Below are 12,622 nucleotides of genomic sequence, written 5' to 3' on the forward strand. Positions count from 1 at the left end.
CCGGTCACCAGCTGCGGGGCGGCGGTGCCCTCCCCGGCCACCAGATTGGGCACCGGATCGGACTCGGCGGCCGGGCCCGGCGGCCCCGGCGGCGCCGCCAGGGCGGGAGAGACGGTCACGGTGAGCGCCAGCGCCAGACTCAGAGCGGCGCCCGCACCGAGCACCCTGGACGCCGGACGGGAACGGTGATGCACTGCGGTCCTCCACGGAAATCGGCAGTGACGGCAGCGCGCAGCGGCGCCGCCCCTTTGTCATGCTCAACGCCTGGGCTCACGGGCCGGGTTCATTCGATGACGATCCATCATCTGTGACGTGAGGTCAGGACATCGCGGCACCACGGCAATCCGCTTCACGCGCTCCGGCGGCGTGCAGGCGGGCGCGGGCGATGGCGGAGTGCGCGAGGCGGTCCACCGGGTCGTGCGCGACATGCTCGCCGCCGAGCAGGCGGTCGCTCCTGTTCCCGTCCACGGCGGTCTCGGGATGCACAACATCCTCTGGCACGGCGCCGGCACCGACCGGCGGTCGCCGTCGACGGTAGAGGGCGAGCAGGGCGGGGTCGGCGTAGACCTCGGCGCTGTGGCGCCACTGGGTGAGCAGCAGCGCGATGGGGGCGAGGTTGTCCAGGGCCACCGCGCCGCGGGCGGTGGCCACGAGTTCGCCGAGCAGGGTGTCGAGGTCCTCGGCGGGAGGAACGTGCTCCATGGCAGGGCCTCGGGCAGGGCCTGGCGCAGGGCGGCGGTGTTCCCGGTGCGCACCAGCGCCGCCAGCAGGCGTGAGGTGAAGTCCACGACGGAGGCGTCGCGTTCCATCTGGTCGATGCGCATCAGGGCCAGGTCGCCCGCGTCGCGCCGCCGCAGCCGTAGCACGCGGACAGCATCCGGTCGGCGCGTGGTCGCGGCGGGGTGGTGCGGCAGTTCGCTGAGCGGGGTGGGCGACCGCCCGCCCTGCGGTCAGACGGCCGCCGCCAGGGCCGGTTCGGGGACGGCAGCGGCGGGCTGGGGCCGGGGGTGGGTGAGGCAGTCGTCGGTGAAGGCGAGGGCGCGCAGGTGGTAGGGGCGGGCGGCGTGGCCCAGGGAGAGGTTGTGGCCGGCGCGGTGGGCGGTGACGAGGTGGGCCAGGCCCGGGGGGAAGGCGGCGGTGAGGGCGGTGCGGGCGGCCGTGTCCAGGCGCCACCAGGCCTCGTGGTCGGCGAGGGTGAGGCGCACCGGCACGCGCACGTGGGCGGCCAGGGCGCTGTAGCGGGCGGGCCAGGTGGCCAGTTCGCGGGATTCGAGGGCGGGGACGGGGGTGAGCAGGGTGCGGGCGGCGTGGAAGGTGCCGGGCGGGTAGAGGTTGAGGGGGCCCCAGTTGAGGCGGCCGCCGCCGGCGAGGTCGTCGGGTCGGTCCCATGCGCCGGGGGCGTAGTGCTGGGCGAGGCCGGAGATGTCGGCGCCGAGCAGGGGCAGGCGGGGGTCGGCGGGCCAGTGGGCGGCGAGGTGGAGGGCGATCTTGCCGCCGAAGGAGTGGGCGAGGAGTTGGACGCCGGCGCCGACGGGGTGGGCGCGGGCGTAGTCGGTGAGGGCGGCGTGCAGGGTGGCGGCCTGGTCGGCGATGAGTTGTCCGTCGGGCAGGCGGTGGGCGGAGGCGCCGTGGCCGGGGCGGTCCAGGGCCAGGACGGTGTAGCCGAGGTCGGCGGCGAGGGTGAGCAGGCTGGTGTCGGGGTGGGCGGGGCCGGCGAAGTAGGCGGCGCGCATGCCGCGGCCGTGGATGGCGAGGACGACGGCCTTGGGGGTGCGGTCCTGGGGTTCGGCGACGAGGGCGGAGACGGGGATGCCGCCGACGTCCAGGACGAGGGAGCGGGTGGCGAGCCGGGGGTGGGGGCGGGAGCCCGGGCGGGGGTTCATGCGGCGGCTCCGGCCCGGGCGGTGTCTGCGGCGCGGGCTGCGGCTTCGGCGCGGGCGGTGTCGAGGTCGGCGAGCCAGCCGGGCAGGTCGTTCTGGCGCATCAGGGTGGTGCCGATGAGCAGTCCGGCGTAGCCGGCGTCCAGGAGGCGGGCGGCGTCGGCGGGGTCGGTGATGGCGGAGGCGGAGACGGGGGCGCGGGTGCCGGTGGCGTGCAGGGCGGGCAGCAGGCGCAGGCTGCGTCCGAGGTCGCCGCGGTCGCGTTCGCGGGTGCGGATGTCCTTGTTGTTGACGGCGATGACGCAGTGTTCGGGCTGGGGCAGGTGGGCGAGTTCGTGTTCGCCGGTGATCTCGACGAAGGGGGTCAGGCCCAGGGCGAGGGCGGCGGTGACCAGGCGGTGCAGGGAGGTGGCGGGCAGCAGGGCGGCGGTGAGCAGGACGGCGGAGGCGCCGAGAACGGCGGCGGCCTCCAGTTGGGCGGGGCGGGTGAGGAAGTCCTTCTGGAGGACGGGCAGGTCGGTGGCGGCGGTGACCTCGCGCAGCAGGCGGGGGGTGCCGCCGAACCAGCGGCCGGTGACGACGGACAGGCAGGGTGCGCCGGCCTGTTCGTAGCGGGTGACGAGGTCGGTGACGGTGCGCGGGCCCAGCAGGTCGGTGCCGTGCGGGTCGCGGAGTTTGACCTCCATGATCAGGGGGCGGTCTGCGGCCAGCAGGGCGTCGAGGAACCGCGGGGCGCTCATACTCGGGCCTCCTTGGGGCGGGGGTGCCAGGCGTGGGCGAGGGCGGTGACGGCTTCGTGGGTGAAGTCGCCGGCCCGGTTGCGGGCGGCGGTGTCGATGTCGGCGCCGGCGTACAGGGGGTGGTCGGTGACGGTGCGGTAGGTGTCGCGGTTGGCGGCGTTGAGGCCGCCGGCGAGGAGGAAGGGGATGGTGAGGCGGGGCAGCAGGGTGTGGACGTCGGCGGGGGCCAGGGGGTGGCCGGTGGAGCCGACGCGGCCGTCGTCGGTGACGGTGTCCAGCAGGAACAGGTCGCAGCCGGCGCGTTCGAAGGCGCCGATGAAGGGGCGTTCCAGGCAGCGGCCGCGGGAGAGGTGGAGGACTTTGACGAGGACGGCGTAGGGCAGGCGGTGGCGCAGTTCGGTGACGAGGGCGGGGCTCTGGTAGGCGTGGAGCTGGATCCAGCGGATGCCGGTGGCGCGGGCGAGGCGGGCGAGTTGGTCGGCGTCGTCGAGGAAGGTGACCAGGACGGGTTCCAGGCCCAGGCGGATGGCGGTGGCGGCGAGGTGGGCGAGGTGCTGTTCGGAGAGTTCGGCGGGGCCGCCGGGCACGCCGTGCCACAGGCCCACCAGGGTGGGGCCGGCTTCGGCGAGGAGGGTGAGGTCGGCGCGGGTGCGGGCCCCGCACACCTTGAGGTGGCGGGGCCGCGCGGGCGGCAGGGGGCGGGGCGGGGCGGGGGCGGTCATTTGCCGAGTCCGAGCATGGCGGCGATGCGGTTGTACTGGATCTCGTTGCTGCCGGAGTAGATGGTGCCGGCGACGGCGTTGCGCACGTCCTTCTCCAGCCCGTACTCGGACATGTAGCCGTTGCCGCCGAAGACCTGGACGGCGGCCAGCGAGGTGGCGAGGTTGGATTCGCTGGTGAGGAGTTTGGCGATCGCCATGTCGACGGTGACGTTCTCGCCGGCCTCCAGGCGCTGGGCCGTGTCGTAGAGCCACTTGCGGGCGGTCTCCAGGCGGATCTTGGTGTCGACGATCTTGTTGGCGACCGACTGGTAGGAGCCGATGGGCTTGCCGAAGGACATGCGGGTCTTGGCGTAGTCGAGGCAGCGGGCCAGGCGGTGCTGCATCTCGCCGGTGTTGACGATGAAGGAGTAGAGGATCTCGCGTTTCATGACGTGGTCCAGGACGAGGAAGCCGCCGCCGACGCGGCCCAGGACCCGGGAGGCGGGCACCTTGACGTCGTCGAGGTAGACCTCGGACAGCGGCGAGGTGCGCAGGCCCATCTTCTTGATGGGGTTCCCGGTGCTGATGCCGGGGGTGTCGCGGTCCAGGAGGAACGCGGTGACGCCGAGCGCCCCGCCCTGGGGGTGGGTGCGGGCGTAGACGACGATGACGTCGGCGACGGGGCCGTTGCTGACGAAGGTCTTGGCGCCGTTGAGGACGAAGTGGTCGCCGTCGCGGATCGCGCGGGTGCGCATCTGCATGGCGTCCGAGCCGCCCTCGGACTCGGTGATGGCGTGGGCGCCGATGGCCTCGCCGGAGGCGATGCGCGGCAGGTAGGCCTCTTTGAGGGCGGGTGAGCCGAAGGCCTGGAGGGGGACGCCGGTGGAGGCGAGGGAGGTGGTGACGGAGAAGTTGAGGCCGCCGTCGCGGCAGGTCTGCCCCAGGCCCTCCAGGACGTACATGGTGGTGAGCAGGGACTGGCCCAGCCCGCCGTAGCGTTCCTCGAAGGGCAGGGACAGGATGCCGGTCTTCTGGACGAGGCGCCACTTGTCGTGGGAGAAGGCGGCCTGTTCGTCGCCTTCGATGTGGCCGGCGCTCAGGTCGTCGCCGAAGCGGGCCAGGCCCTCGCGCAGGGCGTGCTGGTCGGCGTTCCAGCGGATCATGGACGTGCCGCCTTCCTCCCGGGCCCGCAGGCGGGCCCGGGGTGGCAGGCCGGCGCCCGGGGGCGCCGGCACGTGGCTCGACGAAGGGGGATCTCGGCCTAGTAGGCGGAGGAGGAGGCGGCGTCGAGCTGGTGGACCTCGTCGCCGCGCAGGGCCGGGGAGAACACGCACACCAGGCGCAGGTCCTCCTCGGGGCCGGCGATCAGGTAGTGGGCGTCGTGCTGGTCGAGGGCGTAGAGGCGGCCGGGGGTGATGGGGTGGGAGGTGCCGTCCATGTCGACGACCTCGCCGGAGCCGGCGATGCAGTAGCACGCCTCCAGGTGGTTGCGGTACTCCAGGCGGGACTTGGTGCCGGCGTTGACGATGGTGTCGGTGAGGCTGTAGCCGAGGCCGTCGCCGGCCACGAGGAAGCGGCGGGACAGGCCGTTGCCCCACTCGACGGTCTTCACGTCGTCAAGGTCGCGGATCAGCATGCTGGTTCTGCCTTTCGTCTCAGCGGGCGAGGGTGGTGGTGGTGCGGGTGGCGGTGGCGCCGGTGGTGGTGGTTCCGGTGCCGGTGGTGGTGCCGGTGGTGGTGGTGCGTCCGGCCGTGGCGGGCTGGGGTGGCCCGGGCGGGCGGAGGTCGTGGAGGAGGGCGCGCAGCGCCTGGGTGGCGTCACGGCCCTCGGTGAGGGCGGTCTCGATGCGGGCGACGGCGGCGGAGCCGACGATCGCGGCGTCGGCTCCGGCGGCGGCGACCGCGTCCAGGTCGGCGGCGCTTTTGACGCCGAAGCCGACGGCGACCGGGGTGGCGGGGGCGGCGGCGCGCAGGGCGGCGACGGTGGCGGCCAGGGTGTGGTGGCCCTGCGCGGGGGCGGTGCCGGAGCGGCCGTAGTGGGCGACGAGGTAGACGTAGGCGCCGTGGGCGTCGCGGGCGGCGGCGGTGAGGACCTCGGGGGTGGAGGTGGGGTAGCAGGTGGCGACCTGCGGCAGCGCGGCCTCGCACAGGGCCTGCTGCCAGGCGGGGCGCAGGCGGGGCGGCAGGGCGTGGACGAGCAGGGCGTCGGCGCCGGCGGCGGCGATGGCGTGGGCCGCTTCGGCGGGGTCGCGGTGGCGCAGGCTGTGGCTCCAGTCGGCGAGCAGCGCGATCTTCAGGTTCCTCAACTGTGGCCGCAGGTCGGCGAGTTCGGCCAGGACGGTGTCCAGGGTGGTGCCGGCTGCCAGGGCGCGGTCGGCGGAGCGGCGGATGACGGGGCCGTCGGTGGGCGAGTGGGGGAAGGGGACGGCGAGTTCGAGGACGTCGACGCCTTCCTCGTCCAGCAGGTGCGCGAGGTCGGCCAGGTGTCCGGGCGGGTCGCCGGCGTTGAGGAAGAGCGCCAGGTGCGGGCGGGCGTCGGGGCGGGCGGTGAAGAACGCGGTGTCAGGCATGGGCGGGGGCCTTGTGGTCGGCGTGGTCGGCGCGCAGGCGGGTCGCCAGGGCGAGGGGGGCGCCGTCGGCCAGGGCGTCCAGGGCGGCGGTGTGGGCGGTGTGCCAGTGGGTGTGGCGGCCCGAGGCGAGGGCGAGGGCGGCGGCGTTGAGGGCGATGGTGTGGGTGGCGGTGGGGCCGGCTCGGCCGGCGAGGGCCTTCAGGAAGTGGCCGGTGAGGTCCTCGGGGTGGGGGGCGAGGTCGGCCAGGGTGCCGCCGGTGGGGGCGACGGAGCCGGCGGGCAGGTGGATGGTGGTGTCGGGGGTGTGCAGGGTGTTGTCGGCGAAGGGCAGGAGTTCGTCGGCGCCGGCGGTGTTGGTGGCCAGCCACACGGTGCGTCCGGGGGTGCGGGGGGCGAGGTGGCGCAGGGCGTCCAGGTCGGTGGCGGCGCTGGTGCCGGTGAGCTGGGCGGTGACGGGCACGGTGGCCAGCAGCGGGCCGAGGGTGTTGAGGAGGCGTCCGAAGGGTTTGAGGGTGAGCGGGAACAGGACGCGGGCCAGGCGGGTGAGGGCGGGCGGGTAGACGTGGGGGCCGGCGAAGGCGATGCCGTGGCGGGCCAGGTGGTCGGCGGTGGCGGTGTGGGAGGAGGTGAGGGTGATGCCCAGGCGTTCCAGCAGGTCGATGGAGCCGGCGCTGCTGGTGTAGGCGCGGGAGCCGGTCTTGACGACGGGCACGCCGATGGCGGCGGCGGTCAGGGCGGCGGCGGTGGAGAGGTTGAAGGTGGCCGGGCCGCCGCCGGTGCCGACGATGTTGACGCTGGCGGGGTGGGCGGGGCCGGGGTGGGGGCTGCGTTCGGTCAGGGAGGTGGTGAAGGCGGCGAGGGTGTCGGGGCCGGGCAGGCGGGTGGCGAGGGCGGCCAGCAGGGCTGCGGCCTGGGCCCGGTCGCTGTCGCGGGCCGGGCCCGGGGTGCGCTGCTCCAGCTGGTCCCACCACGAGCGCCAGGTGTCCAGGTCGACGTCGTGCCCGGCGAGCAGGGCGGTGAGGGCCGGGTGCACGGGTCAGCCGCCTGCCACGGCGCTGGCCGGGACGGCGCGGCGCTGGGTGATGAAGGCGTCGATGGCGGCGACGGAGCGGAAGTTGTTGGGGTCGAGGTCGGTGTCGTCGACGGGCAGGGCGAAGTGGTCCTCGACCCAGGCGATGAGCTTGAGGACGCCCAGGCTGTCGATGACGCCGTCGGAGAGCAGGTCGTGGTCGTCGGCGAGTTGCTCGGGGGCGACGTCGGGCAGGAACTCCTCGATGAGGAACCGCTTGATCTGGGCGATGTTGCTCATGGCTCGCAACTCCCTTGGGTGTATTGGGGTTTGGCGGGTGTGGTGGTGTGGGTGTGGTGGTGTGGTCGGGCGGTGGTCAGGCGGTGGGCAGGACGGCCTTGCGGTCGACCTTGCCGGTGGCGGTCTTGGGCAGCGGGGTGTCGTGGATGGCCAGGCGTTCGGGCACGGCGGCGCGCGGCAGGTTGCGGGCCAGGTGCTCGCGCAGGGTGAGGCTGTTGAGGGCGGAGCCGGCGGCGCGCTGGACGGCGGCGTGCAGGCGCTTGCCGGTCAGCGGGTCCGGGGCGGCGGCGACGGCGGCCTCGCGGACCTCGGGGTGGGCGAGCAGGACGCGTTCGACCTCGGCGGTGTTGACGGCGACGCCGCGGACCTTGACCTGGAAGTCGGCGCGTCCGGTCAGGTGCAGGCGGCCGTGTTCGTCGCGGACGGCCAGGTCGCCGGTGCGGAACCAGCGCCGCCCGGGACCGGCCCCGCCGGGCTGGGTGGTGAAGCGGCCGGCGTCGCGGGAGCGGTCCAGGTAGCCGGCGGCCTGGAAGGGTGTGGAGACGTACAGTTCGCCGTGGCCGGGGCCGGTGACGGGGGTGCCGTCGGGGGCGGCGAGCAGGGTGCGCACCCCGGGCAGGGGGGTGCCGATGGGCACCGGCAGGGCGGCGGTGGCGTCCAGGCGGTCCAGGCGGTGCAGGAAGCTGTCGTTGGTCTCGGTGCAGCCGTAGATGTTGTAGAGCGCGGCGTTCGGCAGCAGGGCGGGCAGGGCGGCCAGGGTGCGGGCGTCGATGGCGTCGCCGGTGAACGCGGCGTGCTCGACGCTGTCCAGCTCGGTCGTCGGGCCTGCGGCCTGGGTGGCGGCGGCCTGGGCGAGGAGGGCGTAGGCGAGGGGGACGGCCTGGAGGACGTGCGGGCGGTGGCGGGTGAGCTGGGCGAGCAGGTGGCGGGCGTTGAGCGCGTGGGCGGGGTCGATGAGCAGGACGGTGCCGCCGGCGGCGAGGGTGGCCCACACGTCCAGCAGGCACAGGTCGAAGTTGAGGGGGGCGTAGTTGGCGACGACGCGGCCGGGCCCCAGGTCGAAGGTGTCGTGGGCCCAGGCGGTGAAGCGGTCGACGGCGGCCTGCGCGAGGGGGACGATCTTGGGCAGGTCGGTGGAGCCGGAGGTGGTGAGCAGGAAGGAGGTGCCGGCGGCGAGGGTGGGCACGGGGGCGGGGCGGGCCAGGGTGGGCAGGGCGGGGGCGCCTTGGCCGCGGGGGGTGAGCAGGTGGCGGGCGCCGGCCTGGGCGAAGAGTGCCGCGAGCAGGGCGGGGGCCAGCTGCGGGGAGGGCAGCAGGAAGGGGCGGCGCTCGATCAGGCAGGCCAGGACGAGGGCGATCTGCTCGGGGGACTTGGCGGCGGGCAGGCCCACCGGCTCGCCGGGGGCGAGGTCCAGCGTGTGCAGGCGCAGCCGTTCGCGTTCGGCGGTTTCGGCGAGTTCGCGGTAGGTGACGGCGCGTTCGTGCCACAGGAGGGCGACGGCGTCGGGCCGGGTGCGGGCGTGGGCGGTGAACGCGTCGGGCAGCGACAGCGGCGGCGGGGCCTGCACGGCGGGTGCGGCGGACTCGGTGGGCACGGCGGGCGCGGTGGGCTCGGCGGGCGCGGTGGGCGCGGCGGGCGCGGTGGGCTCGGTGGGTGTGGTCATCGGGGTCTCACTCCCCCGCCGGGGCGAGGGCGGCCCAGCCGGCCTTGACGGCGGTGCCGGCCTGGGTGGCGACGGTGAAGCGCACCACCGTGCCCCGGTCGTAGGGCTGCAGGGTCAGGCGCAGCGGGGTGCCGGGGGTGGTGGGGGCGGCGAAGCGGGCGCCCAGGGCGGTGAGGCGGGTGGGGTCGCCGTCGGCGTGGCGGTCGGTGATCTCCTCGGCGGCGAGGGCGAGCAGGTGCATGCCGTGGGCGATGGCGGCGGGGAATCCGGCGGCGCGGGCGGCGGCGTCGTCGAGGTGGAGGGGGTTGAGGTCGCCGGCGGCGTGGGCGTAGGCGGTGACGTCGGCGGGGGTGAGGGTGTGGGTGAGGGTGTGGGGTTGGGTGTCGTCGGGGGTGGTGCCGGGGTGGGCGGCGGGGGTGAGGGTGCCGAAGGGTTCGATGGTGGTGGCGCCGACCAGCAGGGCGGAGGTGGTCAGGCGGGCCAGGGTGCGGGTGCCGGTGGTGAGGCGGGTGGTGAGGGCCAGGCGGGTGCCGCGGGCTTCGCGGCGGGCGGCGGTGACGGTGACGTCGATGTCGACGTGGGTGCCGGCGGTGAGGGGGTGGTGGGTGTGGATCTCCTGGGCGAGGTGGACCACGCCGGTGAAGCCGGGGTCGTCTGCGGTCAGGGTGGTGACGGTGTGCTGGGCGAGGGTGTGGGCCAGGACGAAGGGGTGGGCCGGTGAGGCGCCGCCGCGGGTGGGGGGCAGGGTGGTGCGGGCGGCGGTGCGGTAGGCGGCCAGGGCGTCGGCGGTCACGGTGGTGCGGGTGCGGTGGGCGGGCGCGGTCGCGGGTGCGGGTGCGGTTACGGGTGTGGTCATAGCGGGGTCACCACCAGGGTCGAGTTGTGGCCGCCGAAGCCGAACGAGTTGGACAGGGCCGCGCCGGCGCGGATGGGGCGGGCGGTGCCGTGGACGACGTCGAGGTCCAGGCCCTGTTCGGTGTGCTCGTGGTTGGCGGTGGGAGGGGCGAGGCGGCTGTTCATGGCCTGGACGGCGGCGATCAGCTCGACGGCGCCGGCGGCGCCGATGAGGTGGCCGATGGAGCCCTTGGTGGAGGTGACGGGCACGCCGTGCGGGCCGAAGACGGTGCGCAGCGCGGCGGCTTCGGCGCGGTCGTTGTGCACGGTGGAGGTGCCGTGGGCGTTGACGTGGGCGATGTCGGCGGGGGTGAGGCCGGCGTCGGTGAGGGCGGCGCGCATGGCGGCGACGGCGCCGGCGCCGTCGGGGCGGGGGTTGGAGAGGTGGTAGGCGTCGGCGCTGGAGCCGTAGCCGGCGAGGAGGGCGTAGGGGGTGCGGTGGCGGGCGCGGGCGTCGGCGAGGCGTTCGAGGACGAGGAAGCCGGCGCCTTCGCCCATGACGAAGCCGTCGCGGTCGGTGTCGAAGGGGCGGCTGGCGCGGGTGGGGTCGTCGTTGCGCTGGGAGTGGGCGCCGAGGTTGCCGAAGGCGGCGAGGGTGACGGGGGTGAGGGTGGCTTCGCAGCCGCCGGCGATGGCGATGTCGGCGCGGCCGGTTTCCAGGAGGAGGGCGGCGTGGCCGATGGCGTCGGCGCTGGAGGCGCAGGTGGTGGCGATGGTCAGGGCGGGGCCGGTCCAGGCCAGGCGCATGGCGATCTGGGCGGCGGCGGCGTTGGGCATGGTGACCAGGGGCATCAGGGGGCTGACGCGCAGGGGTCCGGCGGTGGTGAAGAGGGCGGATTCGCGGTCGCTGGTGGTGCGGCCGCCGACGGCGTTGCCGACGACGATGGCGCTGCGGCCGGGGTCGGGTTCGGGGGCGCCGGCGTCCTGGTGGGCGGCGAGGGCGGCGAGGGTGCCGTAGTGGGCGAAGGGGTCGAGGCGGCGGGCGTCCTTGGCGGGGACGGGGCCGTTGTCGGGCAGGTCGGTGACGCGGCAGCCCAGGCGGACGCGGTGGCGGGCCAGGGCGGGGTCGGTGAGGGCGGTGGCGGTGGGGGTGCCGGTGCTGACGGTGTGCCAGAACGCGGCCGGGGTGTGGCCGGCGGGGCTGATGACGCCCAGGCCGGTGATGGCGATGGGGGGCCTGGTGGGGCGGGCTGCCATGGTCTTGTCCTTTCCGGGCGTTGGGGGCCGGGCCTTCCTTGGTGGCGCCGTCCTGGTCAGATGAGGCCGGTCTGGGCGGCGGCGGTCAGGAAGGCGTCGGCGGCGAAGTCGATGTCGGCGGCGGTGTGGCGGGCGGTGACGGCGATCCGCAGCCGGGCCAGGTCGTTGGGCACGGCGGGGGTGACGACGGGCAGGCCGATGACGCCGGCCTTGCGGCAGGCGGTGGCGTAGTCGTAGGCGGCGTCGTCGGAGCCGGCGATGACGGGCAGGACGGCGGTGGCGGAGTCCATGGTGGAGATGCCGGCGTCGTTGAGGCGCCGGCGCAGGCGCTGGGCCTGGACCTGGATGTGGGTGACGCGTTCGGGTTCGCGGCGCAGGATCCGCAGGGACTCCAGGGCGGCGCCGGTCTGGGCGGGGCCCAGGGCGGCGGAGAACAGGAACGGGCGGGCGGCGTAGCGCAGGTGGCCGATCAGTTCGTGGCTGCCGGCGACCCAGCCGCCCATGGAGGGGATGGCCTTGGAGAGGGTGCCGAGTTTGATGTCGACGCGGTGGCGGTGGCCGAAGTGCTCCTCGATGCCGCCGCCGGTTTCTCCGATGACGCCCAGGGCGTGGGCCTCGTCGACCATCAGGAGGGCGTCGTGGGCGTCGCAGACCGCGCGCAGTTCGGGCAGCGGGGCGATGTCGCCGTCCATGGAGTAGACGCTGTCGACGATGACCAGGCGCACGCCGGTCGGGGAGGCGGCCTTGAGGCGGCGTTCCAGGTGGTCGACGTCGTTGTGGCGGAAGCGGGTGACGGTGGCGCCGGAGAGGCGGCAGCCGTCGACGATGCTGGCGTGGTCGTACTTGTCGATCAGGACGGTGTCGCCCTGGCCGACCAGGGCGCCGACGGTGCCGACGTTGGCGGCGTAGCCGGAGCCGAAGACCTGGGCGCGTTCGCGGCGGGCGAAGCGGGCGACCTCGGCTTCCAGTTCCTCGTGCAGCGGGATGGTGCCGGCCAGGGCGCGCACGCCGTGGTTGCCGGTGCCGTAGACGTCGACGGCGGCCTTGGCGGCGGCCACCACGCGTTCGTCGCCGGCCAGGCCCAGGTAGCTGTAGCCGGACATCATGAGCAGGCGCTCGCCGTCCAGGTCGCAGTAGGCGCTGTCGCGTTCCATGGTGTAGGCGACGAAGCTGTTGCGGCGTGAGGGGTCGGACTCCAGCGCGGCCACGCGGTCCAGGGTGGCGGCGAGCTTCGGCTCCAGGCGGTCCCATGCTCCGGTGGCGTTCACGTGCGGGTCTCCTTCTCGGCGGGCGCGGCGGGCGCGCGGCGGTTTTTGCCGTGCGGTTCGCCGTCGGTTTGCCGCCGGTTGTCCGTCGGCTGTTCGGCGGTTCGTCGTCGGCTTGTTCCGGATTGTTTTCGGTATTTCCCGGCGCGGGGGCGGGTGGTGGTGCTGGGGTTTCCTCCCGGGATGGGCCCGGGCTTTTTACGGGTGCTTTCCGGCGCTGGGGGTGGGGTGGTGTTTCTCGAAGCCTTCACGCGGGGTCCTCAAGGATGGCTACATTTCTACGGCAGGATGCGCAAGGCGTCCGCAATAGCCGTGTTCCCGGCCTGCGGTAACGCTCTGACGTGCAGAAACCCTGCGTCCACGACGTATGGACCGGCCGGTGGGTATGTTTCGTCGACCAGTG

General features: G+C 74.7%; 13 protein-coding genes and 1 pseudogene. All 14 read right to left on the reverse strand.

Features of this window, described 5'->3' with window-relative positions:
• Positions 1–194: pseudogene (locus tag ACIPLC_RS35370) on the reverse strand (hypothetical protein); the annotation flags it as partial.
• A 124-nt stretch (positions 195–318) separates the two neighbouring features.
• The gene (locus ACIPLC_RS35375) at positions 319–702 is read right to left on the reverse strand and encodes a hypothetical protein (protein WP_400477155.1); all 384 of its coding nucleotides are present in this window, start codon (positions 700–702) and stop codon (positions 319–321) included.
• Positions 703–950: 248 nt separating this feature from the next.
• Entirely contained in the window at positions 951–1,883 is a 933-nt protein-coding gene (locus ACIPLC_RS35380) for an alpha/beta hydrolase (protein ID WP_400477156.1), read from the reverse strand.
• On the reverse strand, positions 1,880–2,620 hold the full coding sequence (locus ACIPLC_RS35385) for an indole-3-glycerol-phosphate synthase (protein WP_400477157.1): 741 nt from the start codon (positions 2,618–2,620) through the stop codon (positions 1,880–1,882). Before ACIPLC_RS35385 ends, ACIPLC_RS35380 begins: the two co-directional genes overlap by 4 nt.
• Positions 2,617–3,342: an N-(5'-phosphoribosyl)anthranilate isomerase gene (locus ACIPLC_RS35390; RefSeq protein WP_400477158.1), complete on the reverse strand. Its 726-nt coding sequence runs from the start codon at positions 3,340–3,342 to the stop codon at positions 2,617–2,619. The genes ACIPLC_RS35385 and ACIPLC_RS35390 overlap by 4 nt, the downstream gene beginning before the upstream one ends.
• The gene (locus ACIPLC_RS35395) at positions 3,339–4,484 is read right to left on the reverse strand and encodes an acyl-CoA dehydrogenase family protein (RefSeq protein WP_400477159.1); all 1,146 of its coding nucleotides are present in this window, start codon (positions 4,482–4,484) and stop codon (positions 3,339–3,341) included. The genes ACIPLC_RS35390 and ACIPLC_RS35395 overlap by 4 nt, the downstream gene beginning before the upstream one ends.
• 98 nt (positions 4,485–4,582) lie before the next feature.
• Positions 4,583–4,957 carry an ectoine synthase gene (locus ACIPLC_RS35400; RefSeq protein WP_400477160.1) on the reverse strand — a complete coding sequence of 125 codons (375 nt, stop codon included), beginning with the start codon at positions 4,955–4,957 and terminating at the stop codon, positions 4,583–4,585.
• A gap of 19 nt (positions 4,958–4,976) precedes the next feature.
• Positions 4,977–5,891: a tryptophan synthase subunit alpha gene (gene trpA, locus ACIPLC_RS35405; protein ID WP_400477161.1), complete on the reverse strand. Its 915-nt coding sequence runs from the start codon at positions 5,889–5,891 to the stop codon at positions 4,977–4,979.
• Positions 5,884–6,924, reverse strand: a complete 1,041-nt coding sequence (locus ACIPLC_RS35410; RefSeq protein ID WP_400477162.1) for a hypothetical protein — start codon at positions 6,922–6,924, stop codon at positions 5,884–5,886. Before ACIPLC_RS35410 ends, trpA begins: the two co-directional genes overlap by 8 nt.
• 3 nt (positions 6,925–6,927) lie before the next feature.
• A complete protein-coding gene (locus ACIPLC_RS35415; RefSeq protein ID WP_280677765.1) occupies positions 6,928–7,200 on the reverse strand; it encodes an acyl carrier protein in 273 nt (90 codons plus the stop codon).
• 76 nt (positions 7,201–7,276) lie between these two features.
• The gene (locus ACIPLC_RS35420; RefSeq protein WP_400477163.1) at positions 7,277–8,863 is read right to left on the reverse strand and encodes an AMP-binding protein; all 1,587 of its coding nucleotides are present in this window, start codon (positions 8,861–8,863) and stop codon (positions 7,277–7,279) included.
• Between the two features lie 7 nt (positions 8,864–8,870).
• Positions 8,871–9,719 carry a MaoC family dehydratase gene (locus ACIPLC_RS35425; protein ID WP_400477164.1) on the reverse strand — a complete coding sequence of 283 codons (849 nt, stop codon included), beginning with the start codon at positions 9,717–9,719 and terminating at the stop codon, positions 8,871–8,873.
• The gene (locus ACIPLC_RS35430; protein ID WP_400477165.1) at positions 9,716–10,954 is read right to left on the reverse strand and encodes a beta-ketoacyl-[acyl-carrier-protein] synthase family protein; all 1,239 of its coding nucleotides are present in this window, start codon (positions 10,952–10,954) and stop codon (positions 9,716–9,718) included. Before ACIPLC_RS35430 ends, ACIPLC_RS35425 begins: the two co-directional genes overlap by 4 nt.
• A 56-nt stretch (positions 10,955–11,010) precedes the next feature.
• Complete coding sequence (locus tag ACIPLC_RS35435) at positions 11,011–12,222, reverse strand: aminotransferase class I/II-fold pyridoxal phosphate-dependent enzyme (protein WP_400477166.1); 1,212 nt, start codon at positions 12,220–12,222, stop codon at positions 11,011–11,013.
• Positions 12,223–12,622 lie beyond the last annotated feature (400 nt).

Origin of the sequence: Kitasatospora sp. NPDC086801 (assembly GCF_044745805.1) — a bacterium.
Taxonomy (GTDB): Bacteria; Actinomycetota; Actinomycetes; order Streptomycetales; family Streptomycetaceae; genus Kitasatospora.